The following is a 25124-nucleotide window of genomic DNA, read 5'->3' as shown; positions in this document are numbered from 1 at the left end:
CAATTTCAGCGCTGACAACGCCTGCAAACAACCCTCCCATCCGCACCGGCTAACGGATCGTCTTTTATGGAAAAACTCAAGGTCATTATCGCCGACGATCATCCCATCGTGCTGCTCGGCGTCCGGGAACTGGTCGAGCGAGACCCACGCTTTGAAGTGGTCGGCGAGGCCGTCTGCTCGCAAGGGCTGATCGAACTGCTCGAACGCCACCCGGTGGACATGGTCATCTCCGACTACAACATGCCGGCAGACTCCCCCTATGGTGACGGCCTCAAATTGATCGACTACCTCAAACGTCACTATCCCGCAGTCCGCATTCTCGTGCTGACCATGATTTCCAACCCCTTGATCCTGACACGGCTGCAGGAACTGGGCGTCTACGGCGTCATCCAGAAGAACCAATTGCACGGTGAGATTGAAAAGGCGCTCAATGCCCTCGCCCGCAACAGCACCTACCGGGCGCCGGAACCGGCAAGGCACTCGGTGCTCGCCTGCACCACCGCCATCGACCAACGGGTGGAAAACCTGTCCCCCAAGGAATTCGAAATACTGCGTCTTTTCGTTGCCGGCCAAAGTGTCAGCGAGATTGCCCGCAGTCAACACCGCAGCACCAAGACCATTAGTGCGCAGAAAGTTTCAGCGATGCGCAAACTTGAAGTAAACAGCGACCAGGAGTTATTGGAATACTGCTTGGCGAGTCATATCTTCAACTAATTAACGACTGTCATTGTCGGGCCATTAAGATTCGTCTGATGTGCCAGGGAAACCACCTGACTTATCGTGAGCGTGCATTAACTTGCAGCACTTACTCACTATCACGTGGACATTAATATGAAAAAATTTTCCCTGGCCGCACTGACCCTGTCGCTTATCACCGCTTCGGCCGGCGCCCTGGCCGCCGAGCCCACCGGACCGGTCAAGGGTGGCAGCGGCAAGATTTCCTTCACCGGCGTGATCAACAATGACGCCTGCTCGGTCGATGGCGCCAACGCCGACCGTATGATTGCCGTAGACATGGGCACCGTTTCGATCAAGGACATGGGCACCGCCGAAAACCCAACTTCGGGCCGCGTGACCGGCAAGGACTTCAACCTCAACGTCAACTGCAACGTCGGCACCAAGGTGGCGATGGTCTTCGATGCCAACAGCGGCGGCTCGGGCCTGGTCACTGGCAAGAAGGTCCTGGCCCTGACCAAGGGCACCGGCACCGCCGCCAACGTCGGCATCGCCCTGCTCGACCCCAACGGTAACCTGATCGACCTGAGCTCGGCCGCCACCGCCAAGATCCAGAGCGAAGTGCACGGCACGGGCGCCGAGGGCGGCGACGCTACCCTGAGCTTCTCCGCGGCCTACGTGACCACCGGCGCAGCGGGCACCGCCACTGCCGGTCGTGGTGACGCCACCCTGCCGTTCATCCTGCAGTACGAGTAATCACTTCGCAGCTGCTCCCTGGGCGAGGCTGATCAGCCTCGCCACTCCTTCGTCCCGCAAGGTATCCACCATGTTGCGTCGTTCTATGTATCCCGTTCTCGGGTTGCTGGGCATGCTCGTTGCCGCCCAGGCAACCGCCAGCATCTCCCTGAGCGCCACCCGCGTCGTGTTCGACGGTGCTCACAAGGAAGCCAATGTCATCGTGCGCAATGGCAACCAGGAAGTCCTGGTGCAATCCTGGGTAGACAGCGGCGACAGCGCCAAAGCGCCCGCGCCGTTCGCTGTGACACCACCGTTGGCCAGGGTAATGCCCAAGCAGGAACAACTGCTGCGTATTCTCTATGAAGGCCAAGGCTTGCCGACCGATCGCGAATCGGTGGTCTGGCTCAATGTCCAGGAAATCCCGCAAGCCAGTACCAAGGCCAATACCTTGCAACTGGCGGTGCGTCAACGTATCAAAATTTTCTTTCGCCCGGCCGACCTGCCCGGTAATGCACTGCTGGCACCGGAGCAATTGGTCTGGCAACTGACCCAACGCGGCGGACACGCACAACTGACTGTAAACAACCCCAGCCTGTTCCATGTGTCCATGGCCGATATCGAACTTAAACGCGGAAAGCAAACTGTGCTCAGCGTCGACTCGACCATGATCGCCCCGCGTGCAAACAGGACATTCAGCTCGGCACTTTCCCAGGTGGAGGGCCCGTTGACGCTCACGTTCAAGAGCATCAACGACTATGGCGCCCAACATGAATATTCCGTGCAGTTGAACACTGCCCAGCCTGGTAGCGCAAAGCCTGCCGAACCCGCCATCGCCCTGTGAAACCGTAGCGCCCACACCTCACGCGTCTGGTCCCGTGCGGCCTCCCCGTGCCCAGCCCGTGCCGGGACATGAAATAGGTTCCTCGTATGTCTCTGTCCATCGCCTCCCGCTCCGTAGTCGGCGCCGCTGCAGGCGTGCGCGCGCTCAATGGCGGCACGTTTCGTCCGGCCTGGAAGCTCAACGCCCTGTCACTGGTCATCTGCACCACGCTACCCGGCTTGGCAGCGGCGCAGGATGACCCGCACCTGCAAGGCTTCAACACCACCTTCCTGCAGGGCGCGCAATCGGCGGTCGACTTGCAACTGCTGCTGTCGGCCAACAGCGTGCTGCCGGGCAATTATCGGGTAGACCTCTACAGCAACGACGTGCTGGTGGGCCGGCGTGACATCGACTTCAACCGCAACCCCCAGACCGGGGTCGTGGAACCCTGCCTGACCCTGGAGCTGCTCGGACAGTTGGGCATCGACATGGACAAGCTCAAGGCCCAAGGTCGTCTGGTTGACGCCCAGGCGTGCTACGACCTGCCCACTCTGATCGACCAGGCCAGCTTGAGCTACGACTCCAATCACCTGCGCCTGTCCGCCAGCATTCCGCAGGTTGCGATGAAACGTGGCTTGCGCGGCTATGTCGACCCGCAGCTGTGGGATGCCGGGGTGTCCGCAGCGTTCGTGAACTATCAATTCAATACCAGCCGCAGCGCCGGCGATGCCCAGACCCGCATCAACAACAACCTGAGCCTGCGCAACGGTATCAACCTCGGCAGCTGGCGCTTGCGCAACGAGTCGAACTTCAGCAGCGGTACCGGTCGGCCGGACACTTTCAAGAGCAACCGCAGCTATGTGCAACATGACGTGACGGCGCTCAAGGGCCAGTTCAGCGCAGGCGACATCTTCAGCGACACCGACCTGTTCGACAGCGTGCGCTACCGGGGCCTGAAACTGGCTTCGGACGAAGGCATGCGCGCCGATAGCGAGCGCGGCTACGCGCCGGTGGTCAGGGGTGTAGCCCAGACCAGTGCCAGGGTCGAGATTCGCCAGAACGACTACGTGCTCTATACCACCAACGTTCCGCCCGGCCCATTCGAAATCAGCGACATCTACCCCAGCGGCTCCAATGGCGACCTGGAGGTCACCATCATCGAGGCCGACGGTCGCCGGCGGGTCAGCACGCAAGCATTCTCCAGCTTGCCGCTCATGGTCCGCGATGGCCAGGTCAAGTACAGCCTCTCCGCCGGACGCTACAACAGCAATACCGAGGGCCTGGCCAGGCCGCAGATGCTCAGCACGACGCTGGCCTACGGCCTGTCCAACACCTTGACTGGCGTCGTCGGCCTGCAAGCCACCGACAACTACAAGGCACTGGCCGTGGGCAGCGGTTTGAACACGCTGCTGGGCGCATTCTCGCTCGATGTCACCCACTCCTCGAGCAAGGCCCAGGGCCAGACCACCCAGGGCAACAGCTTGCGGGCGCTGTACGCCAAGACATTCACCGGCACCGACACCAACTTCACACTGGCCGCCTACCGCTACTCCACCGAGGGCTACCGCACCCTCGCCCAGCATGTCGAGGACATGAGCACAGATTTGGTCAAACGCAGCGGCAACTCCAAGACCCGAACCGACCTGACCATCAACCAGAGTCTGGGCCGCAACCGCGCCTTCGGCAGCCTGTACCTGACGGCCACCGACCAGCGCTACTGGAACCGAGGCGGCTCGCAGAGTCTGTCCGCAGGCTACAGCAACAACTGGGGCGAAGTTTCCTACAACATCGACGTCAGCCGCACCAAGGAACTGGGAACTTCAGGCCCTTCTGGGGAAGATACCCAGTTCAACGTATCGGTGTCGTTCCCGCTCGGCAGCCGCGCCCGTGCACCTCGGGCGTTCGTCACCACGAGCACGCAGAAAGGCAATGACACCACCCAGGCTGGCGTCAACGGTTATCTCTCGGAGACCAGCGACACCTTCTACTCGATCCAGGGCGGGCACAGCCGCACCAGCGGCAGCTCGGCATCGGCCAACCTCAATACCCGCACCTCGGTCGCCGACATCAGCCTGGGCTATAGCCAGGGACGCGGCTACGACTCGCAGAACCTGAACATCGCCGGGGCCGTCGTCGCCCACCAAGGTGGCATCAACCTCGGCCAGACGCTGAGCGAAACCTTCGCACTGGCCGAAGTGCCCGGGGTGAAGGGTGCAAAGATCAGCAGCTACAGCGGTGTGGAAACCGGACGTAATGGCTACGCGGTGATCCCCAATGCCCAGCCCTACCGGGTCAACTGGATCAGCCTCGATACCCGCGATCTGGGGGGCGACATCGAGATCGACAACGCCACGCAGCAACTGGTGCCTCGACGCGGCGCCGTCGTGCTTGCCCGCTACACGGGCAAGAGCGGGCGTCGGGTACAGTTCGAGCTGTTCGACGAGCGTAACCAGTCGATTCCATTCGGCGCCTCGGTCGAAGATACCGAAGGCAAGCAACTGGCGATTTCCGACCCAAGCGGCAAGGCATTGGTGCTGTTGGAGCAGGATCAGGGCAGCCTGACCATCAAGTGGAGCGACCGACAGTGTGTGGCGGCGTATCACCTGCCCGAACGGGACAAAGCGGTGAATTATGAACGCCAGCGCCTGGTGTGCCAGCCGTAGCAGGCGACCCGGGCGCGCAAGCCATCGTTCGTGGCCCCCGGGGATGATCGGAAACGCGATGTAAAAAAATAGTGCGGCCAGGGCTGCCAAAGCCTATGAACAAGGCCGCACCACGCCTTGGCGTGAACTCATGGCGAGTTCTTTTTTCCTTGAAGGCGGCGCACTCCTGTACAATGCGCCCTGGGTGCTAGCTGCATGAGGCAGTGACGCAGGTTAAATGGACACGCAGGTCGGGCCGCCTTGCGGGAGTTCTTGCGCCTATGCAAAAAACCAAGCTAACCCGTGCCCAGCAACTGGCTGCCCATGCCTTCGCCAACCTCGAACGCTTCCTGCATATCGAAGCTGTCAGTGGTGTGGTCCTGCTGGTCGCTGCCATCGCCGCCCTGATCTGGGCAAACTCCCCCGCTGCCGCCAGTTACGACGCACTCTGGCACACGCCTATTTCCTTCGGGATCGGCTCGCTGGTGGTCTCGCAGTCGCTGCATTTCTGGATCAACGACGGCCTGATGACCATTTTCTTCCTGGTCGTCGGCATGGAGATTCGCCGTGAAATCCATGAAGGCGCCCTGTCCAGCCTGCGCCAGGCCACGCTGCCCATGGCCGCTGCCATCGGTGGTGTAGCGATCCCGGCACTGATCTACCTGAGCTTCGGCCATGCGCCAGCCGAGCAACAAGGGTGGGCGGTACCCACCGCGACGGATATCGCCTTCGCCGTTGGCGTCCTGGCGCTGCTGGGCAAGTCGATTCCCGCGAATGTCCGCGTTTTCCTGCTGGCCCTGGCGATCATCGACGACATCATCGCCGTGCTGATCATCGCCTTCTTCTATTCCGGCGGCCTCGATTACAGCGGCCTCGCCTTGGCTGCGGTTGGCCTGCTGATGGTGGTGGGGCTGCAGAAGATAGGCGTCGGGTCGGCATACGCCTATGTCATACCAGGCTTGATCACCTGGCTGGGCATCCTGATGACCGGTGCCCACCCGACCCTGGCCGGCGTCGTGCTCGGCTTGATGACCCCCGTTGCTGCAATGCCCATGCGTCAGCGCCCGCTGGAGGCGATCTCGCAATTCACCGGTGAACTGCTGGGCCGCGCGCAGACCCCGGAGCAGGATCCACATCAACTGATGGACCCCCTCAAGCGTCTGCGCCTGGCACAACGCGAACTGGTCGCACCGGTGGTGCGCATGCAAGGTCACCTGCACCCCTGGGTGGCCTACGCCATCATGCCGCTGTTCGCCCTTGCCAATGCTGGCGTCAGTCTCTCGGGTGTCGACCTGTCCGCTCCAGGGCCTTACTGGGTGATGACTGCCGTAGCGGTCGCACTGGTACTCGGCAAGCCGCTGGGCATCGTCAGTGTCAGCTGGCTCATGGTCCGGTTGGGGTGGTGCGCATTGCCTGCCGGTGTGACCTGGGCAGGTATCACCTTGATCGGCTTGCTGGCGGGTATCGGCTTCACCATGTCGATCTTCATCGCCAACCTCGCCTACGCCGATCCAGCCGCCTTGGGTGCCGCCAAACTCGGGGTGTTGTCCGGTTCGGTCATCGCCGCCGTCATTGGCCTCACCTGGGGCTTCTGGAGCCTGCGCCGGGGTGCGGCCAGCACCAAGGTCGAAGCCGTCTGACGCTGGATTTTCTACCCCTCCAACCTGCCGCCTCTGCCAGGCGGCAGGTCGAGCATCGACCCGGTTTCGATCGCCAGCCCTACCCTCAAGACCGCCGATCATTTAACCTTCCTGTCAACTGCACGCTGCTGCAGCGAATGCTCTGCGTCACTGCACGACCATTTCGCCCCTCAACCAACAGTAAGGCTTCATGCGAAAACTCCTGGCAAGCGCCCTGGCGCTGGTAATGATTGCCGCGCTAAGCGGCTACGGCTTCTGGACCTTGCAACGACCGGAAGGCCATTACCTCTCGGACCTGCGCATCGAGCTGGCGCTGAACCATGGCGTACCGGGCGACAACGGCAACCTGCTGGGCGTGGAGCCCCTGCTCTACCCCAGCGACTACCAGAACCTGCAACGCCTGCACCGCAAGCTTTCGGCCTACCTGGAACAGGCGCGCGCCCAAGGCCTGGTAGGCCCCCGCACGGTGGTGGTGCTACCCGAACACATCGGCACCTGGCTGTGGGCACGGGGTGAGAAGAACGAGTTGTACCAAGTCACTCGCAGCCAGGAAGCCTTGCAATGGCTGGAACTGAGCAACCCGCTGCGCTATGCGATGGCGATGCTTAGCGCAAGCGGCGATGACCGCCGTACCGATGCACACCTGCGCATGAAAGCGCAGCAGATGGCCAGCGACTATCAGCTGCTGTTCGGCGGCCTGGCCCAGGAGTTCGGGGTGACGTTGGTCGCCGGCTCGATCGTGCTGCCGGCCCCGTATATCAAGGATGGAGTGTTGCACACCGGAAGTGGCCCACTGTTCAACAGCAGCGTCGTGTTCGCCGCCAATGGCTCGCCGCTGGGCCAGCCCCAGCGCCAGCAATTTCCCGACAGCGAGACGCGCCGTTACATTCACGATGGCCGCCAGCAACCCTTGCACGTGGTGCAGACACCCGCCGGACGCCTTGGCGTCCTGGTAGGCAGCGACAGCTGGTATCCCTCGAACCACCAGCAACTGGCACGACAATCGGTGCAGATCATCGCCAACCCGGTATTCCTGAGCGGTAAAGGCAGCTGGGAGACGCCGTGGCGCGGCAATCGGCATCAGCAGGCCGCCGCGGCGCTGGCGTTGCAACGCGGTGAAGTCAGCGAACAAACCGCCTGGCAGCGCTTGACCCAAGCCGCAGACGCGAGCGTGAGCAGCATGAGCGTCTTCATGCGTGGTCAGTTCTGGGAACAAGGCAGCGATGGCCAGGGCTTTGCCCATCAGGCAGGAGCGCTGCTGGCCGGCCCGCCCAGCCAGGGCGCCCGCTTGCTGAACCTGTGGTTGTGAAGCCATGCCACGCCCCCGTGTGCGCCTGGGAGACCTGTCGGTAGGCTTCGTCCAACCATTGGCGCAGGCACTGCGCGAATTGGGCCATGATCCCGCGCCCTTGCTGCTGCGCTACGGACTGGACACCACGCGCCTGGGCGAAGCCAATGCGCGATTGTCGATCCCGCGTTACATGCATCTGGGCCATGCGGCCATCGAGCTGACCGGCGAGCCGGCACTAGGCCTGCACATGGGCCGTCTGAGCCACCTCTCGCACGCCGGGCTCGCGGGTGTCACGGCCGCGCAGGCACCCACCCTGGGTGAAGCTGCGCGCACCTTGCTGCGTTTCGAACCGCTGTATGCTGCCAATTACCGGGGCCATTCCCGTTTCCTGGAGGACCCGTACGGCGCCTGGCTGCGCTTCTATTCCATCAGCCCTTACAACGGTTACAACCGTTTCGTGGTCGATTCACTGCTGGCCGGCTGGCTGGCTCAACTTGCGGGGCTGGCTGGCGTCCCGCTGCAGGCCGAACGCCTGGAGATCGAGTTCGAGGCGCCTGACTACGCAGACCATTACCAGCCACTGTGCAGCACTGCCGTGCAGTTTGGCGCCAGCAGCAATCAACTGCGCCTGAACAAGGCCACGCTGGACCTTGTCAACCCGCACCATTGCCCGAGCACCTGGCACCACCTGCTGCAACTGTGCGAAGCGCAGATGCAGCAGCGCACGCGAGTGCGCAGCCTGGGCGAACGCATCACTCACTTGCTGGGGCCCTTGCTCAACGGTGGCCGTGAACCCGACCTGGAAGAAGTAGCACTGCACCTACAACTGCCCTGCTGGACCTTGCGCCGCAAGCTGGCGGAGGAAGGCACAGGGTTTCGCAGCCTGCTCAACGATACGAGGCGCGACCTGGCCGAGACCTATATCCGCGACACGGAACTGGCCTTCGGCGAGATTGCCTATTTGTTGGGATTTGCGTCAGCCGAAGCCTTCCAACGCGCGTTCAAGCGATGGACCGGCATGACGCCGGGAACGTTCCGGCGTAGCCAACGTCACGCGGGTTAAAGCTCGGTGGCGTCGTCCGCCGGCTCTGGGGTGTCCAGTTCGTAAGCCTGGTACTCGAGTAGCTCTTCCTGATAATCATCCATTGCCCTGCGTCCTCTTCATGCTTTCATTTTCGTTGGTCATGCCTTCAACCTAAGCAGGAAAGGTGAAGGAATGATGACAACTCCCATGAAGGGTAAACGTAGCAGGTGTTCAGGAAGTTAGCGCTGCTCTTCTGTAACAGTGGGTGTGGCCGCAGACGTGGCTGTTTCGGTGGCGCTGGCAGCGTCCTGAGTCTGCGCCTGGATCGGCGCAGGTTCCGCGGGCGGCGCGACCGGCTGCGAGCCCTGACTGTCATCGACTACCGGGGTCGCCTGGACTTCACTGGCAGGTGCAACGTTGGCAGAGGCTGGCGCCTGTGCAGCCAACGGCGCCGCAGCGGGAGCCTGAAGGGCGGCGGCGGGCGGCGGGGCAACCACTGGGGCGGCGGATGCCTGCTCCGGCAAGCCAAGGTCAGCTGCGGGCTTTTCTTCCTTGGGCGCCTCGACCTTCGCCTTCTGGGCTTTTTGGACCTTCTTCGGCTTTGGCAGGTAGCTCTCGACCAAGGCGAAGTAGCGATCATAGAACTGCGCTGCAGTCACCGTCTCACTGGCGACCTTGACCATCGAGTCGTCGCTCGAACCGATCGGCATGGAAACCGAGCCCAGCACACCGACACCCAAGCTGGCGGAGGTATTGGACTTCTTCAGGCTGTAGCGGTCCTGCAGGGCGTTGGCGAACATGGTCGAACGCTGATCGTCACTCACATCGGGCGCACAGGTGATGTTGAAGCTGATCTGCAGGTGGTTTTCGCTGTTCTGCTGAAAACTCTTGTTGCCCGTGACCTGATTGGCGCCACTGCTGGTGATAATGTAGCCCTGGCTGAGCAAGGCACGCCGTGCAGCCTCGCAGGAGCCGGCATCGCTCACCGGGAAACTGCGCGAGAAGGTTCCCGAGTCGTCGAAGTTCTCGTGTTCGTAGATAGCGGCTTTTTTCGAAGAGCAACCGGACACGCCCGCCAGCACTAGGGCCAGCCCGAGCGCACCAAAGACGGATGATCTGGTCATTGCGAATTCCGGGTAAGTCGAGAAGGTGTCTATTGTGCAACACACTGGGCAGTGACTGAAACCGTTCATCGGTGAAGAGTGTGTCAGCTTCTTGTAAATTCGGCCGCAGGTGCAACGGAGCACTGCCAAAGCCAAAAACAAAAAAAGCGACCCTGAGGTCGCTTTTCTTGTTGCTTCGAGGCGTTCAAGGACCTCGAGGCGAAGATGGCGCAGCGGACGGGACTCGAACCCGCGACCCCCGGCGTGACAGGCCGGTATTCTAACCGACTGAACTACCGCTGCGTATCGCTTGGGCTTGCGCCCGGTAAAACCTGATCTACTCTGCTTGGTGCTTGGCACCCAGCGGCAGACACAAAAAAAGCGACACGATGATCGCTTCCCTTGTTGCTTCGAGGCGTTCAAGGACCTCGAAACGAAGATGGCGCAGCGGACGGGACTCGAACCCGCGACCCCCGGCGTGACAGGCCGGTATTCTAACCGACTGAACTACCGCTGCGTATCGTTCAGGCTTTCGCCTGATTGAAACTGGGATCAGCCTCAGGCATTTTCGCCTTTTGGCTTCAGACCGGTGCAAGGCACCCATCTGTTGAAAAAGTGGCGCAGCGGACGGGACTCGAACCCGCGACCCCCGGCGTGACAGGCCGGTATTCTAACCGACTGAACTACCGCTGCGCATAGTGGACTTGCGTCCTGTTCCTCTCTGGCGTTTCGCTTCTTTCAAAGCGGCCTGCACCAGGAACGATCTCAGGAAGTGGTGGGTGATGACGGGATCGAACCGCCGACCCTCTGCTTGTAAGGCAGATGCTCTCCCGGCTGAGCTAATCACCCCCGCGATGTTGCTTGTTGCGTTTGCTTCGCTGAGGCCGCGAAATTTACGCAGGTGCCGAAGCTAAGTCAATACCCCCATTGAATTTTTTTTCAAAAAGGGCAAAAAACAGTTTGCCGGTCCCTGGGGTTTTGCCTGCCTGTTGCGAGCCCATCTTCGGCAAGCCGGCTCCTGCAGTGATCCGCTAGAGAAACAAAAAAGGGGACCTTTCGGTCCCCTTCCCTGTCGCAGTGCGGTTCAGGTGTAGATCATCTTGCGCGTCATGCCACCATCGACCACGAACTCCTGGCCGGTGACGAAACCCGCCTGGCGCGACAGCAGCCAGGCCACCATCGCCGCGACATCTTCCACGGTCCCTACCCTGCCCGCCGGATGCTGGGCATGGTCAGCCTCGGTCAACGGCTCGGCACGGCGCTGCGAAGGGTCTCGCGCATCGATCCAGCCAGGGCTTACCGCGTTGACACGAATCTCCGGTCCCAGGCTCATGGCCAAAGCATGGGTCAAGGCCAGCAAACCGCCTTTACTGGCGGCATAGGCTTCGGTGTCTGGCTCCGATTGCCGCGCACGGGTCGAGGTCAGGTTGACGATGGCCCCTGCGTGCGCACGCAAATAGGGTGCGCAGTGCTTGGCCAGCAGCATCGGGCCATTGAGGTTGACCGCCAGTACCCGGTTCCACTGGGCCAGGCTCAGGCTTTCCAGCGTCTGATTGTGCGGATTGGCAATCGCCGCATTGCACACCAGGGCGTCCAAGCGGCCAAACTGACCCAGCACTTCGGACACCCCGGCACTCACCTGGGCCTCGTCGGCGACATCCATGGTGATGAACCAGGCGTTTTCCCCAAGTGCCTTGGCCACCTTGGCCCCTCGCTTGCGGTCAAGGTCGGTCAGCACAACCTGCCAGCCTTCGCAAATCAACCAGGCGGCAATGCCCAGGCCGATACCGCGAGCGGCCCCGGTCACCAGGGCTACCCGGCCGTTATGGCCCGGCCCACCGCCTTTCCAGTCGATCACAGCGCCGCCAGACCACGCGCCAGATCGGCTTGCAGATCAGCCACGTCTTCAAGGCCAACGGCAACCCGGATCAGGCTGTCGCGGATGCCCGCCGCTTCACGCTCCTGCGGCGTCAGACGACCGTGGGAGGTGGTGGCTGGGTGGGCGATGGTGGTTTTGCTGTCGCCCAGGTTGGTGGTGATCGAAATCATCCGGGTAGCGTCGATGACGCGCCAAGCGCCCTCTTTGCCGCCTTTGACCTCGAAACTGACCACTGCACCGAAGCCACTCATCTGGCGCTTGGCCAGCGCGTGCTGCGGGTGGCTCGGCAGCCCGGCGTAATGCACCTTTTCCACGCCATCCTGTTGCTCCAGCCATTCGGCCAGCTTCTGGGCACTCTCGCAGTGGGCGCGCATGCGCAACTTGAGCGTTTCCAGGCCTTTGGTGAATATCCAGGCGTTGAACGGGCTGAGCGTCGGCCCGGCGGTGCGCAGGAAGCCCACCACCTCCTTCATCTGCTCGGCACGGCCAGCAACCACGCCGCCCATGCAACGGCCCTGGCCGTCGATGAACTTGGTGGCGGAGTGGAAGACGATGTCGGCACCCAGTTTCAGTGGCTGCTGCAACGCCGGCGTACTGAAGCAGTTGTCCACCACCAGCAAGGCACCGTGGGCATGGGCAATTTCGGCCAGGGCGCTGATGTCCACCAACTCGGCGAGAGGGTTGGACGGCGACTCGACAACCAGCAGCTTGGTGTTGGCCTTGAGGGCCTTCTCCCAACCGCCTAGGTCCGCCAGCGGCACGTAGTCCACCTGTACGCCAAATCGCTTGAAGTACTTTTCGAACAGGCTGATGGTCGAGCCGAATACGCTCTGCGAGACCAGCACGTGGTCGCCTGCACTGCACAGCGACATGACCACCGCCAGCAGCGCCGACATGCCCGTTGAAGTCGCCACGGCCTGCTCAGCGCCTTCCATGGCCGCCAGGCGCTCTTCGAACGCCCGCACCGTGGGGTTGGTATAGCGGGAATAGACGTTGCCCGGGGTTTCACCGGCAAAGCGCGCGGCTGCATCGGCAGCCGTGCGGAAGACATAGCTGGAGGTCAGGAACAGCGCTTCGCTGTGCTCGGCCTCCGGTGTACGACTCTGACCGGCGCGCACCGCCAGGGTGTCGAAACCGACACCCTCGAGGTCACTGTCCAGTCGTCCGGCATCCCATTGATCCGTCATGCCGTCGCTCCCAAATCAGTTGTTGTAGAGGTCGATGATCGCGCTGACTGCCTGATTCTTGACCTTGGCCGCATCGTTGCGGGCCTGTTCGATACGGTCCAGATAGGCTTCGTCGATGTCGCCGGTGACGTATTCACCGTCGAACACCGCGCAATCGAAGTGCTCGATCTTGATCTTGCCGCCACCGACCGATTCGATCAGGTCTGGCAGGTCCTGGTAGACCAGCCAGTCGGCGCCGATCAACTCGGCCACCTGCTCGGTGGTACGGTTGTGGGCGATCAGCTCGTGAGCGCTCGGCATGTCGATGCCGTAGACGTTGGGGTAACGCACCGCAGGGGCTGCGGAGCAGAAGTAGACGTTCTTGGCGCCAGCTTCGCGCGCCATCTGGATGATCTGTTTGCAAGTGGTGCCACGCACGATCGAATCGTCGACCAGCATGACGTTCTTGCCACGGAACTCCAGCTCGATGGCATTGAGCTTCTGACGGACCGATTTCTTGCGCGCAGCCTGGCCAGGCATGATGAAGGTACGGCCAATGTAACGGTTCTTGACGAAACCTTCGCGGAACTTGACGCCCAGGTGGTTGGCCAGCTCCAACGCCGCGGTGCGGCTGGTGTCCGGAATCGGGATGACCACGTCGATGTCATGATCCGGGCGCTCGCGCTGGATCTTCTCGGCAAGTTTCTCGCCCATGCGCAGGCGCGCCTTGTACACCGAGACACCGTCCATGATCGAGTCGGGGCGGGCCAGGTAAACGTGCTCGAAGATGCACGGCTTGAGTTGCGGATTGGTGGCGCACTGCTTGGTGTACAGCTGGCCTTCCTCGGTGATGTACACCGCCTCACCCGGCGCCAGGTCGCGGATCAGGGTGAAACCGAGCACGTCGAGGGCAACGCTTTCCGAAGCGATCATGTATTCCACGCCCTCGTCAGTATGACGCTGGCCAAAGACCACCGGGCGAATACCGTTCGGGTCACGGAAGCCGACGATACCGTAACCGGTGATCATCGCCACCACCGCATAGCCACCCACGCAACGGCTGTGCACGTGGGAAACCGCAGCGAACACGTCCTCTTCGGTCGGCTGCAGCTTGCCGCGCACCGCCAGCTCATGGGCGAAGACGTTCAGCAGCACTTCCGAGTCGGAGTTGGTGTTGACGTGACGCAGGTCGGACTCGTAGATCTCCTTGGCCAGCTGCTCGACGTTGGTCAGGTTGCCGTTGTGTGCCAGGGTGATGCCGTACGGCGAGTTGACGTAGAACGGCTGGGCCTCAGCCGAGGTCGAGCTGCCCGCGGTCGGGTAGCGCACGTGACCGATACCCATGTGGCCGATCAGGCGCTGCATGTGGCGCTGCTGGAAGACATCGCGCACCAGGCCATTATCCTTGCGCAGGAACAACCGGCCGTCATGGCTGGTCACGATACCGGCAGCGTCCTGGCCGCGGTGCTGGAGGACCGTTAGCGCGTCATACAGCGCCTGATTGACGTTCGACTTACCGACGATACCGACGATGCCACACATGCGACGCAACCCCTACTTTGATGAAACTTGAGTGAATAGCACTCAGGGCTTGGTGGGCCCGAGCAACTGTTCCTTGAACGGAAGATCAGCCGGTGCGCTGATCACACCACTGGACATCCACTGACCGGTGAAACCCATGATCAGGTTTTTCGACCAGTCAGCGACCAATAGAAACTGTGGTATCAGGCGTGATTCCTGCCACCAGCTATCTTGTTGAACCGGCCCCAGGCTGAGCAGCCCGATGGCCACCACCACCAGCAAGGCCCCGCGCGCGGCGCCGAACGCCATGCCGAGGAAACGATCGGTGCCGGACAACCCGGTCACTCGGATCAGCTCGCCAATGAGGAAGTTGATCATGGCCCCCACCAGCAAGGTGGCGACGAACAGAATGGCGCAGCCTGCAATCGTGCGCATCGAGGGGGTCTGGATATAACTCTCAAGATACACCGAGAGCGACCCACCGAACATCCAGGCGACCGCCCCGGCAATGATCCAGATGAGCAGGGACAAGGCTTCCTTGACGAAGCCGCGCTTGAGACTGATCAGTGAGGAAATGGCGATGATCGCAATGATCGCCCAATCAACCCAGGTAAATGCCACGGTGCTGCCTGCAGACGTTTGAGGCGGCGCATTTTACCAGAGCGGCGGGCTTGGGGTAAGCGGAATGTCAGGGTGATTCGCGATGCACTCATTGCCGGCGATGGGCTGCAAGGCAGCCCCGGCAAAATCAGCTGCGCTCCGGCTGGAAGCGCACCACAAAGCCTTTGAGGTTCTGCTGCCGATTGATCGTGTCACGCAGGCGCTCGGCCTCCGCACGCTCGATCATTGGCCCGACATACACCCGGTTCATGCCACCGGCCGAACGAATGTAGGCGTTGTAGCCCTGACTGCGCAGGGTTTTCTGCAAACTCTCGGCACCGGCGCGGTTGGACAGGCTGGCCAATTGGATCGACCAGCTCACCGGCAGGCCATTAACGTCGATCTTCGAGGGTGCCGAAGCGGCTGGTGCCGGGGCGGGAGAAGCCGCCGGTCGGGTTTCAGCCTTGGCAACCGGTGCAGCCGCAGGCGCCGGCACTGGCGTCTGTGCCTTGGTCTGGGCCTGGGTCTGCGGCGAAGGCGTGATCGGCTGGCTTGGGGTGGTGACCGGCGCAGTGGACTCATTGACCACCACCGGCGCTGGCTGAGGCTCTTCCGGCACAGGTTGCGGCTCCGGCACGGCAACCGGCTCGACCTGCACTTGCGGCAAGGTCGGCATGGCCGGCGCCTGCGGAGCCTCAACCTGGACCTGGCGCATTTCATCCTCGCGGGTGAACAGCATCGGCAGGAAGATCACTGCCAATGCCACCAACACCAGCGCACCGACCATACGCTGTTTCATCCCTTTATCCAGCACAGCCATCTAATCAAGCCTCCGGGGCCTGCCGCTCCAGCCATTCCAGGGCCTCGGCGACACAGAAAAACGAACCGAACAGCAGAATCTGGTCATTCGACGTCACGTGCGCGCACTGCCCTTCCAGGGCATCGGCAACACTGGCGTAAGACTTCACCGTCGCGCCGAGGTTCGTCAAGGCTGCGAGCAACTCGGCGGCCGGACGACTGCGCGGGGTCGCCAGCGGCGTCACCGCCCAGTCATCGACCAAGCCCTGCAACGGCGCGACAACACCCGGCAGGTCCTTGTCGGCAAGCAGGCCAAACACCGCCAGACGACGTCCTTGCGGCGGGCGAGCCGCCAGACGTTGCGCCAGGTACTCGGCAGCGTGAGGGTTGTGCCCGACGTCCAGCAGCAACTCGACGCGCTTACCCTTCCAGATCAGCGAACGACGATCGAGACGCCCGGTGATGCGGGTGTCGAGCAACGCCTGGCGAAGCTGCCCGGCATCCCATGGCAACCCCATCAGCAGGTAAGCCTGCAAGGCCAAGGCGGCGTTTTCCATCGGCAAATCGAGCAATGGCAGATTGCGCAGCTCTACCTGCACCCCATCGGCGGCGGTACCCCGCCAATGCCAGGCGTCATCGGCGCTGGCCAGGTCGAAGTCGCGGCCACGCAGGAACATCGGCGCCGCCAGCTCGACGGCCTTGTCCAACAGCGGTTGCGGCGGATCCAGATCACCACACAGCGCCGGTTTGCCAGCGCGGAAGATACCGGCCTTCTCGAACGCCACCTTTTCGCGGGTATCGCCCAGGTAGTCGACATGATCCACGCCGATGCTGGTCACCAACGCCAGATCGGCATCGACCACGTTCACGGTGTCCAGACGGCCACCGAGCCCCACTTCAAGCACGACGGCATCCAGTGCCGAGCGCTGGAACAACCAGAACGCGGCCAGGGTACCCATCTCGAAATAGGTCAGGGAAATCTCGCCCCGCGCCGCCTCGACAGCGGCGAAGGCGTCGCACAGCTGCTCATCGCTGGCCTCATGGCCGTCGATCAGCACCCGTTCGTTGTAGCGCAGTAGGTGTGGCGAACTGTACACGCCCACCTTCAGCCCCTGGGCACGCAGCATCGACGCCACGAAGGCGCAGGTCGAGCCCTTGCCATTGGTGCCAGTCACGGTCACCACGCGTGGCGCCAGCTTGCCCAGCGCCAGCCGGGCAAGCACCTTCTGCGAACGCTCCAGCCCCATGTCGATGGCCGTAGGGTGCAACTGTTCGAGGTAGGCGAGCCACTCGCCCAGGTTGCGCTCTGTCATCACGCGACCGCAGCCGCCTCACGCGCCTGTGCTGGCGTTTCCTGGCCGGTCATCTGCGCCAGCAGACGAGCCAGGCGCGGACGCAGCTCGCCACGAGGGATGATCAGGTCGATAGCGCCGTGCTCCAGGAGGAACTCGCTGCGCTGGAAGCCTTCCGGCAGTTTTTCGCGCACGGTCTGCTCGATGACGCGCGGACCGGCGAAGCCGATCAGTGCCTTCGGCTCACCAACGATGACATCGCCGAGCATTGCCAGGCTGGCGGAAACACCCCCGTAGACCGGGTCGGTCAACACGGAAATGAACGGAATGCCTTCTTCACGCAAGCGCGCCAGCACAGCCGAGGTCTTGGCCATCTGCATCAGCGAGATCAGTGCTTCTTGCATGCGTGCACCGCCGGAGGCCGAGAAGCAGACCATCGGGCAACGGTTTTCCAGGGCGTAGTTGGCCGCACGGACGAAACGCTCGCCGACGATAGCGCCCATCGAGCCACCCATGAAGGAGAATTCGAAGGCGCTGACCACGATCGGCATGCCCATCAGGGTGCCGCTCATGGAAATCAGCGCATCCTTCTCGCCAGTCTGCTTCTGCGCGCCCGCCAGGCGGTCCTTGTACTTCTTGCCATCACGGAACTTCAGGCGGTCGACCGGCTCCAGCTCGGCACCCAGTTCTGCGCGACCTTCCGGATCGAGGAAGATGTCGATGCGGGCGCGAGCGCCGATGCGCATGTGGTGGTTGCACTTGGGGCAGACATCCAAGGTCTTTTCCAGCTCCGGACGATACAGCACGGCCTCGCAAGCCGGGCACTTGTGCCACAGGCCTTCAGGCACCGAGCTCTTCTTCACCTCGGAACGCATGATCGAAGGGATCAGTTTGTCGACTAACCAGTTGCTCATGCTTTCTTTCTCCAGTATCGGCGGGCAATGACCGGCCAAGCCGGCCTTGCCTTGCCCTTGAGCTCACATTCTTCTATGAAACGATGACGGACCGGTCGCAGGCCTGGCTGCGCACCGCTCCACCTTCAATTTGTCATTCGACCGCGGATGTTCCGGCGGTCGCCCCGCAGGGCTGCGATAGCTATGGACGATGGCGCTCGGCCTGCCGTCACATCCACCTTCATGCCTGCTTGACCGCGCGCATGAAGGCTTCGATTTTCGCGGCATCCTTGATGCCTTTGGCCTGCTCTACCCCACCACTGACATCCACCCCATAAGGCCGTACCTGGGCGATGGCCTGGCCGACGTTTTCCGCCGACAGACCGCCTGCCAGGATGATCGGTTTGCTGAGCCGGGCCGGCACCAGCGACCAGTCGAAGGCCTCGCCGGTACCACCAGGGACGCCGGCCACGTAGGTGTCCAGCAAGATGCCGCGCGCCCCTGCGTAAAGCTGGCAGGCCGCCTCGAGATCATCCCCCGGGCGCACGCGCAGGGCCTTGATCCAGGGGCGATGGTAACCCTCGCAGTCGGCAGGTGTTTCATCGCCGTGGAACTGTAGCAGGTCCAGCGGCACCACCTCGAGAATCTCGTTCAGCTCGCAGCGCGAAGCATTGACGAACAACCCGACCGTGGTCACGAAGGGTGGCAGTTCGGCAATGATGGCGCGCGCCTGGCGCACATCCACGGCACGCGGGCTCTTGGCATAGAAGACGAAGCCAATGGCATCGGCGCCAGCCTCGGCGGCCGCAAGTGCGTCTTCAATGCGGGTAATGCCGCATATCTTGCTGCGAACGTTGCTCATGGACTGCGAACCCTGAGTGATCGGTTAAAGGCCAGATGGTAGCAAATGACTTTTCACCCGTCAGTCTGCCAAGGCCTCGTAGCCGGTCAAAAAGTGTGGACCGATGTAACGTCGCGGCAACGGGAACGCCTCCGGGTACTCGACCTGTACCAGATACAGCCCATAAGGGTGCGCCGTGACACCACCTTCGCGTCGATTGCGCCCCTCCAGCACCTCCCGCGCCCAGCTCACTGGCCGCTCGCCAGCGCCGATGGTCATCAGCACGCCAGCGATGTTACGCACCATGTGATGCAGGAATGCCGTGGCGCGCACATCCAGCACGATCATCTGCCCATGGCGGGTCACCCGCAGGTGATGGATGTGCTTGATGGGCGACTTGGCCTGGCACTGGCTGGCACGGAAGGCGCTGAAGTCGTGGGTGCCCAGCAGGCACTGGGCGGCCTCGGCCATGCGCTGCACATCCAGCGGGCGGTGGTTCCAGGTCACTTCCTCCGCCAGGTGCGCGGGGCGAATCGGGTCGTTGTAGATGACGTAGCGATAACGCCGGGCAGTGGCCTTGAAACGGGCATGGAAGTCCGCCGGCATTGGCCGTGCCCAGACCACGCTGATGTCATGGGGCAGGTTGAAGTTGGTGCCCAAGGTCCAGGCCCGCTCATCGCGCACGGCGCGGGTGTCGAAGTGAACGACCTGGCCGCAACCATGAACACCGGCGTCGGTACGCCCGGCGCAGACCACTGTGATCGGCTCGTCGGCGACCTTCGACAGTGCCTGTTCCAGCGCCTGCTGAACACTGGGCACGCCGCTGGCCTGACGCTGCCAGCCACGGTAACGCGAGCCCTTGTATTCCACCCCCAGGGCAATGCGGGTGAAGCCTTCGGCGGCCGATTCGGAGGCGGCGGTATCGATGATGTCCAAGAACCTGAAACCTGTGGGTAGTACGATTGGCGGGGATTATAACGACAACGGCAGCCGTGTTGGGCTGCCGTTGTGGGTTCACAGGAAGTTGTTGCCTGGACCGTCCCTATCGCCTGCGAGCCGGGGCCTGAAGGGGCCTGCGCATGCGGAGTCACACCAGCCGGGACAGCATTTCCTCGGCTTCCTGACGCTGGGTATCGTCGCCATCCTTGACCACTTCGTCGAGGATGTCGCGGGCTCCCTGGTGATCACCCATGTCGATGTAAGCGCGCGCCAGGTCGAGCTTGGTGGCCACCTCATCGGCGCCTGAGAAGAAATCGAAGTCCAGGTCATCCAGTGGCGCAGGCTCCGCCGCTGCATCTTCGGCCGTGAAGTGAGGCTCGAGCGAGGGCGACTCCAGGTTCTGCGACAACTTGTCCAACTCTGCGTTGACGTCATCGAGCTCCGAGGCAAAACGCTTTGCCGCCGGCGAGTCGTCGTTCAGCGACAGCGACAGGTCGAAGTCTTCAGGCAGCTCCAGCTCGGAGATCGGGTCGAACTCCGGCATGGCGTCGAACGCGGCGAGTTCTGCCGCGACATCCACGGGCGTTTCCTCGGCAGCCGGGACAGCCGGCTCGCCGACATCCAGGTCGAAGTCGGCCAGATCGTCGACACTTTGCGGCTCGGCCGATGCCTGGGCCTGGGCCAGCAGCGCTTCGAAATCATCATCGGCATCGGTCTCGGCAGGCTGCGAAGCCACTTCCTGGACAACGTCGGCAGTGATCTCAGGCTCAGCTTCGACCACCGGATCGAGCAAGGAGGCTTCGTCGAGCATGGGTGGCTCGAGCGGATCCTCCAGCGGCAGGTCATCGCTCAGACTCAAATCGAAGTCACCGTCCGGATCCGGGATAGCCTGGGCCGGCTCTTGCGCGACGGCTTCGACTTCAGGCTCTACCTGCGCTTGAGGCTCAGGTTCAGGCTCGACTGGAGACGCTTCGGCATCGGCAACAGGCTGCGACGCTTCTTCGACGACGCTGGAGGTCTCTGGCGAGTCTTGCAGCAGGTCCTGCACGTACTGCTCGTCAAGTTCGGCGGCCAGGGCGGCGGCCCCCAGCCCGGCAGCCATGCCCAGCATCGCCGGGTAGCGCTCCTTGAGAGCACCGACCTGAGCGGAGTTGGCCTCGTTAGCCTGCAGCTTGTGCTCCTGCTCGACGAATGCGCTGTGGTCGCCCTGACGTGCGTACACTTCCATCAGCTTCAGACGCAGATCGTCGTGTGCAGGCTCGGCAGCGATCGCGGCTTCCAGCAGGTCGGCGGCGCGGTTCAAGCGCCCCAGGCCAATGCACTGCTCGACTTCTGCCAGCAGGCTGGCATGCGGGTTCTGCTGGGCCTCGACTACGACGGCAGCGGCTGGTTTTTCCGCAGCGGCGGCGGCAGCGGCGGATGCGGCCACCACGGCAGGCGCCAGCGTCACGCTGGGCGCCGAGACTTCCAGCTCATCGAAACTACTCGAAGGCAGGTCGAAGTCCTTGCCGCGCTCGCCCTCTTCGGCTAGCGCACGCGCCATGCGCAGGTGTTTCTCAGCTTCCTGCTGCGCCTTGCGCTTGCGCGCCAGAAGCAGCAGGAGCAGGAGCACTACCAGGAATGCCGAGCCTGCGATCAACCCCAGCAGCAGTGGGTTACCCATCACATCATCCAGCACGCCCCGCTGAGCCCCCTGCGTGAGCGCCACTTCAGGCGCTGGCTCAGGCGCGGTGTCGACCGCCGCAGGCGCTGGCGCCACCACGGGCTGGCCCGGAGTCGCTTGCGGCGTTGCCGCAGGCTGTGCCGGCGCAGGCTCGCCCGGCAGAGACGCAGCAGGGGCCGCAGCATCGGCGGCATTCTGCGCTTCGAGGCGGGCCAACTGGTCATTCTTCAGCTGAATCAGTCGCTCAAGCTTGCCCAACTGACTCTGCAGGTCAGCCATGCGGCTCTTGAGCTCTTCGTTGTCCCGACGGCTGGTGTCCAGGCTCTCCTGGGCCACGGCCAACTTGTCGCTGATGGCCTTGGCACTGCCAGCACCGGCCTGGCTACCCGGGCTGACCAGACGCAGGTTGTCACCCTGGGCGATACGCGCCGGAGTGGCTTCGGCAGCACCGCGCCGCGTGGCATCCAACTGCCGGGCACGTGGCCCCAGGCGCCGGCCCTCACGCCAGGCCGCATACTGCTCGGCCACGTCGCGAATTGCCTCTCCCTGGGGAATGCTTTGGATCTGCTGCTGGTCGGGCAGGCGCAGGACCTGGCCGACCTTCAACTGGTTGATGTTGTTGCCAATGAACGCGTCCGGGTTCAGCGCCTGGATCGCCAGCATGGTTTGCTGCACCGAACCGCCCTGGGTGTGCCGCGCGGCGATTTGCCACAAGGTGTCACGACGCTTGGTGGTATAGCGGCTGGCGCTGCTGACCGCCGGAGCGACATTGGCCGCTGCCGGTTGTTCGCCCTGGGCCTTGGCCTGGTCGAGCAGAACGCTGTAATCGCGCAGCAGACGGCCTTGCGGCCACATCACCTGCACCAGGAACTTCACCACCGAGCCTGGCAACGGTTGGCTGGAGGTTACCCGCAGCACACTCTTGCCATTGGGGTTGATCACCGGGGTGAAAGTCAGGTCCTCCAGGTAGCCTGGGTATTCGACCCCGGCCTTGCTGAACTCTTCTGGCGGCGCCAGGCTCGGCGCCACTTCGGCAGCGGTGAGGTCGCGCACATCGAGCAGCTCGATCTCGGCGTCCAACGGCTGGTTCTGGGCCGACTTGAGGGTCAGCTCTCCCAAACCCAACGCGTTCGCCATGCCAGACGACAGCGCCGACGCTGCCGCCATGGCCAGAACCAGTTTGCGAATTCGAAGCATGACCTCTTCCCTTGTATGAATCGTCCCAAAACCTGCGCAGGTTTAGGACAAAAGTGCTCGCCAGTATCTTTTACGCCATGTGTTTTATCAACAATTGCGCCACCTGCACGGCGTTGAGTGCAGCGCCCTTGCGCAGGTTGTCGGTGGTCAGCCACAGGTTGAGCTGCTCTGGCTCGTCAATACCATGGCGTACACGACCAACATAGACCACGTCTTGACCCACTGCGTCACCCACCGGGGTGGGATAATCGTCATCCTCGACCAGTTCGATACTGCCAGCGGCCTCGAGCGCCTGCTTGACTGCCTCCAGATCGACCGGACGACGGCTCTGCACGGCCACACTGAAGCTATCGCCAAAAAATACCGGGACTTGAACACAGCTCACGGAAATCTTCAGCTGGGGCTGCCCCAGCAGCACCCGCAACTCGCTGACCAGGCGACGCTCCAAGGCCGTGTGACCCTGCTCATCGGCCGCGCCGACCTGCGCCAGCAGGTTGAAGGCTACCTGACGGTCGAAGAAGTGCGGCTCCAATGGCCGGGCATTGAGCAGCTCGGCGGTTTGCCGGGCCAGCTCGTTGACCGCCTCACGCCCCTGGGCAGACACCGCCAACGACGCCATGACCTGCACCCGCTCGATATCCACCAAGCCCTTCAGGGGCGCCAATGCCACCGCCAGCGCGACAGCCGATGTGCTGGGGCTGCAAATGCGAGCCGGCAGCTTCAGTTTGGCGATTTGCTCGGCATTGGCTTCGGGCACCAGCGCCAGCGCATCATCCAGCCCACCGGACAGGTCGATGACAGTACAGCCCGCGTGCTGCGCCTTGTCGGCGAAACTGCGGCTAACGGCGGGGCTGGCAGCGAAGAAGGCCAGCTTGACCTGGGCAAAATCGAAACTGTCGACTTCACGGACTTTGATTTTCTTGCCGGCGAACATGACGCTACTGCCCGCCGATTCCATGCTGGCCAGCAGATGCAGGGTCGCTACCGGAAAACTCAGCTCTTCGAGGATCTGTACGAGGGTTTCACCGACGCTACCGGTGGCGCCGACCACGGCGATATCCAAGGGGTGGGTCATGAAGAGAATCCTTTTGCTGAAACGGCGGGGGCGGCACTTTACTTGGATTGCAGGCGTTTGTCTGTGCTGGCCTTTGCGTGGGGCCCGTGCCACGAAGCTGCCTGCCCGCCCATAAAAAAACCCGCACTGGCTCCAGTACGGGTTTTTCGGTCGAGCCAGCGCGATCAACGTTCCAGCAGGATCCGCAGCATGCGACGCAGCGGCTCGGCGGCGCCCCACAGCAATTGGTCGCCCACGGTGAACGCGCCCAGGTACTGCGAGCCCATGTTCAGCTTGCGCAGACGGCCTACAGGAATGTTCAGGGTGCCGGTCACCTTGGTCGGGCTCAGCTCCTGCATGCTGATTTCACGCTGGTTGGGCACCAGTTTCACCCAAGGGTTGTGCTGGCTGATCAGGCCTTCGATGTCGGCCAGCGGCACGTCCTTGTTCAGCTTGATGGTCAGCGCCTGGCTGTGGCAGCGCATGGCTCCGATGCGCACGCAGATGCCATCGACCGGGATCGGGCTCTTGAAGCGACCGAGGATCTTGTTGGTCTCGGCCTGGGCCTTCCATTCTTCACGGCTCTGTCCGTTCGGCAGTTCCTTGTCGATCCACGGGATCAGGCTGCCAGCCAGCGGCACGCCGAAGTTCTCGGTCGGGAAAGCTTCGCCACGCATGGTTTCGGCAACCTTGCGGTCGATGTCGAGAATGGCGCTGGCCGGGTTGGCCAGGTCATCGGCAACGGCTGCGTGAATACCGCCCATCTGCTTGATCAGCTCGCGCATGTTCTGCGCACCGGCACCCGAGGCCGCCTGATAGGTCATGGCACTCATCCACTCGACCAGACCGGCTTCGAACAGGCCACCCAGGCCCATCAGCATCAGGCTGACGGTGCAGTTGCCACCGATGTAGTTCTTGGTACCGGCATCGAGCTGCTGGTCGATGACCTTGCGGTTGACCGGGTCGAGGATGATCACCGCGTCATCCTGCATACGCAGGGACGAAGCGGCGTCGATCCAGTAGCCCTGCCAGCCGGCCTCACGCAGCTTGGGGAAGACCTCATTGGTGTAGTCGCCGCCCTGGCAGGTCAGGATGACGTCGAGGGTCTTGAGTTCTTCAATCGAATAAGCGTCCTTGAGCGGAGCAGTTTCCTTGCCCACGTTCGGACCTTGGCCACCGACATTGGAGGTGGTGAAGAACACCGGCTCAATCAGGTCGAAATCCTGCTCCTCCAGCATCCGCTGCATGAGCACGGAACCGACCATACCGCGCCAACCGATCAGACCTACACGTTTCATCGCAACTACACCTTTGCTAAAAGTGGGCCGCCACCGACCAAAAACGGTGG

20 protein-coding genes and 4 tRNA genes are annotated in these 25124 nt (G+C 62.7%); 7 read left to right on the top strand and 17 right to left on the bottom strand.

The features are described from left to right. The first annotated feature begins 66 nt into the window (after positions 1-66). The 7 genes from IF103_RS07460 to IF103_RS07430 all read left to right on the top strand — a co-directional run bounded on the left by IF103_RS07460 (position 67) and on the right by IF103_RS07430 (position 8869). Entirely contained in the window at positions 67-714 is a 648-nt protein-coding gene (locus IF103_RS07460; protein ID WP_023379477.1) for a response regulator, read from the top strand. Between the two features lie 117 nt (positions 715-831). Next, positions 832-1431 (top strand): fimbrial protein, encoded by a 600-nt coding sequence (locus IF103_RS07455; RefSeq protein ID WP_202675989.1) that lies wholly within the window; start codon positions 832-834, stop codon positions 1429-1431. A gap of 70 nt (positions 1432-1501) precedes the next feature. After that, positions 1502-2254 carry a fimbrial biogenesis chaperone gene (locus tag IF103_RS07450; RefSeq protein WP_023379474.1) on the top strand — a complete coding sequence of 251 codons (753 nt, stop codon included), beginning with the start codon at positions 1502-1504 and terminating at the stop codon, positions 2252-2254. An 86-nt stretch (positions 2255-2340) separates the two neighbouring features. Then, positions 2341-4896: a fimbria/pilus outer membrane usher protein gene (locus tag IF103_RS07445; protein WP_104882805.1), complete on the top strand. Its 2556-nt coding sequence runs from the start codon at positions 2341-2343 to the stop codon at positions 4894-4896. Between the two features lie 260 nt (positions 4897-5156). Next, positions 5157-6515, top strand: a complete 1359-nt coding sequence (gene nhaA, locus IF103_RS07440; protein ID WP_023379472.1) for a Na+/H+ antiporter NhaA — start codon at positions 5157-5159, stop codon at positions 6513-6515. Between the two features lie 190 nt (positions 6516-6705). Further along, positions 6706-7824 (top strand): nitrilase-related carbon-nitrogen hydrolase, encoded by a 1119-nt coding sequence (locus IF103_RS07435; protein WP_023379471.1) that lies wholly within the window; start codon positions 6706-6708, stop codon positions 7822-7824. A gap of 4 nt (positions 7825-7828) precedes the next feature. Next, a complete protein-coding gene (locus IF103_RS07430; RefSeq protein ID WP_023379470.1) occupies positions 7829-8869 on the top strand; it encodes an AraC family transcriptional regulator in 1041 nt (346 codons plus the stop codon). 200 nt (positions 8870-9069) lie between these two features. Here the strand turns inward: IF103_RS07430 and IF103_RS07425 are convergent, their stop codons facing one another. The 17 genes from IF103_RS07425 to asd all read right to left on the bottom strand — a co-directional run bounded on the left by IF103_RS07425 (position 9070) and on the right by asd (position 25074). Then, positions 9070-9954 (bottom strand): DUF2242 domain-containing protein, encoded by an 885-nt coding sequence (locus IF103_RS07425; protein ID WP_023379469.1) that lies wholly within the window; start codon positions 9952-9954, stop codon positions 9070-9072. A gap of 205 nt (positions 9955-10159) precedes the next feature. Then, a tRNA-Asp gene (locus IF103_RS07420) sits at positions 10160-10236 on the bottom strand. A gap of 137 nt (positions 10237-10373) precedes the next feature. Continuing rightward, positions 10374-10450, bottom strand: a tRNA-Asp gene (locus tag IF103_RS07415). Between the two features lie 99 nt (positions 10451-10549). After that, a tRNA-Asp gene (locus tag IF103_RS07410) sits at positions 10550-10626 on the bottom strand. A gap of 80 nt (positions 10627-10706) precedes the next feature. Beyond that, positions 10707-10782 (bottom strand) — tRNA-Val (locus tag IF103_RS07405). 235 nt (positions 10783-11017) lie between these two features. Beyond that, entirely contained in the window at positions 11018-11791 is a 774-nt protein-coding gene (locus tag IF103_RS07400) for an SDR family oxidoreductase (RefSeq protein WP_023379457.1), read from the bottom strand. Then, positions 11788-12999: an O-succinylhomoserine sulfhydrylase gene (locus IF103_RS07395; RefSeq protein ID WP_023379456.1), complete on the bottom strand. Its 1212-nt coding sequence runs from the start codon at positions 12997-12999 to the stop codon at positions 11788-11790. Before IF103_RS07395 ends, IF103_RS07400 begins: the two co-directional genes overlap by 4 nt. Before the next feature lie 15 nt (positions 13000-13014). Next, entirely contained in the window at positions 13015-14520 is a 1506-nt protein-coding gene (gene purF, locus IF103_RS07390; protein ID WP_023379454.1) for an amidophosphoribosyltransferase, read from the bottom strand. A 42-nt stretch (positions 14521-14562) separates the two neighbouring features. After that, a complete protein-coding gene (locus tag IF103_RS07385; RefSeq protein ID WP_023379452.1) occupies positions 14563-15120 on the bottom strand; it encodes a CvpA family protein in 558 nt (185 codons plus the stop codon). 127 nt (positions 15121-15247) lie between these two features. Next, a complete protein-coding gene (locus IF103_RS07380; protein WP_023379450.1) occupies positions 15248-15919 on the bottom strand; it encodes an SPOR domain-containing protein in 672 nt (223 codons plus the stop codon). A gap of 4 nt (positions 15920-15923) precedes the next feature. Beyond that, positions 15924-17210 carry a bifunctional tetrahydrofolate synthase/dihydrofolate synthase gene (gene folC / locus IF103_RS07375; protein ID WP_023379449.1) on the bottom strand — a complete coding sequence of 429 codons (1287 nt, stop codon included), beginning with the start codon at positions 17208-17210 and terminating at the stop codon, positions 15924-15926. Beyond that, positions 17210-18103, bottom strand: coding sequence for an acetyl-CoA carboxylase, carboxyltransferase subunit beta (gene accD / locus IF103_RS07370; RefSeq protein WP_023379447.1), 894 nt, complete (start codon positions 18101-18103; stop codon positions 17210-17212). The genes folC and accD overlap by 1 nt, the downstream gene beginning before the upstream one ends. Positions 18104-18323: 220 nt before the next feature. Continuing rightward, complete coding sequence (locus tag IF103_RS07365; protein WP_023379445.1) at positions 18324-18944, bottom strand: phosphoribosylanthranilate isomerase; 621 nt, start codon at positions 18942-18944, stop codon at positions 18324-18326. Positions 18945-19004: 60 nt separating this feature from the next. Further along, positions 19005-19859 carry a tRNA pseudouridine(38-40) synthase TruA gene (gene truA, locus IF103_RS07360; RefSeq protein WP_202675988.1) on the bottom strand — a complete coding sequence of 285 codons (855 nt, stop codon included), beginning with the start codon at positions 19857-19859 and terminating at the stop codon, positions 19005-19007. Between the two features lie 151 nt (positions 19860-20010). Further along, complete coding sequence (locus tag IF103_RS07355) at positions 20011-22722, bottom strand: FimV/HubP family polar landmark protein (RefSeq protein ID WP_023379443.1); 2712 nt, start codon at positions 22720-22722, stop codon at positions 20011-20013. A gap of 70 nt (positions 22723-22792) precedes the next feature. Further along, on the bottom strand, positions 22793-23797 hold the full coding sequence (locus tag IF103_RS07350; protein ID WP_104882025.1) for an aspartate-semialdehyde dehydrogenase: 1005 nt from the start codon (positions 23795-23797) through the stop codon (positions 22793-22795). 164 nt (positions 23798-23961) lie between these two features. Continuing rightward, positions 23962-25074: an aspartate-semialdehyde dehydrogenase gene (gene asd, locus IF103_RS07345; protein ID WP_023379441.1), complete on the bottom strand. Its 1113-nt coding sequence runs from the start codon at positions 25072-25074 to the stop codon at positions 23962-23964. Positions 25075-25124 lie beyond the last annotated feature (50 nt).

The organism is Pseudomonas sp. SK2 (assembly GCF_016772395.1).
Classification (GTDB): Bacteria; Pseudomonadota; Gammaproteobacteria; order Pseudomonadales; family Pseudomonadaceae; genus Aquipseudomonas; species Aquipseudomonas taiwanensis.
Note: the sequence above shows the minus strand (reverse complement) of the source record. Positions and strands in the feature narration are given on the sequence as shown.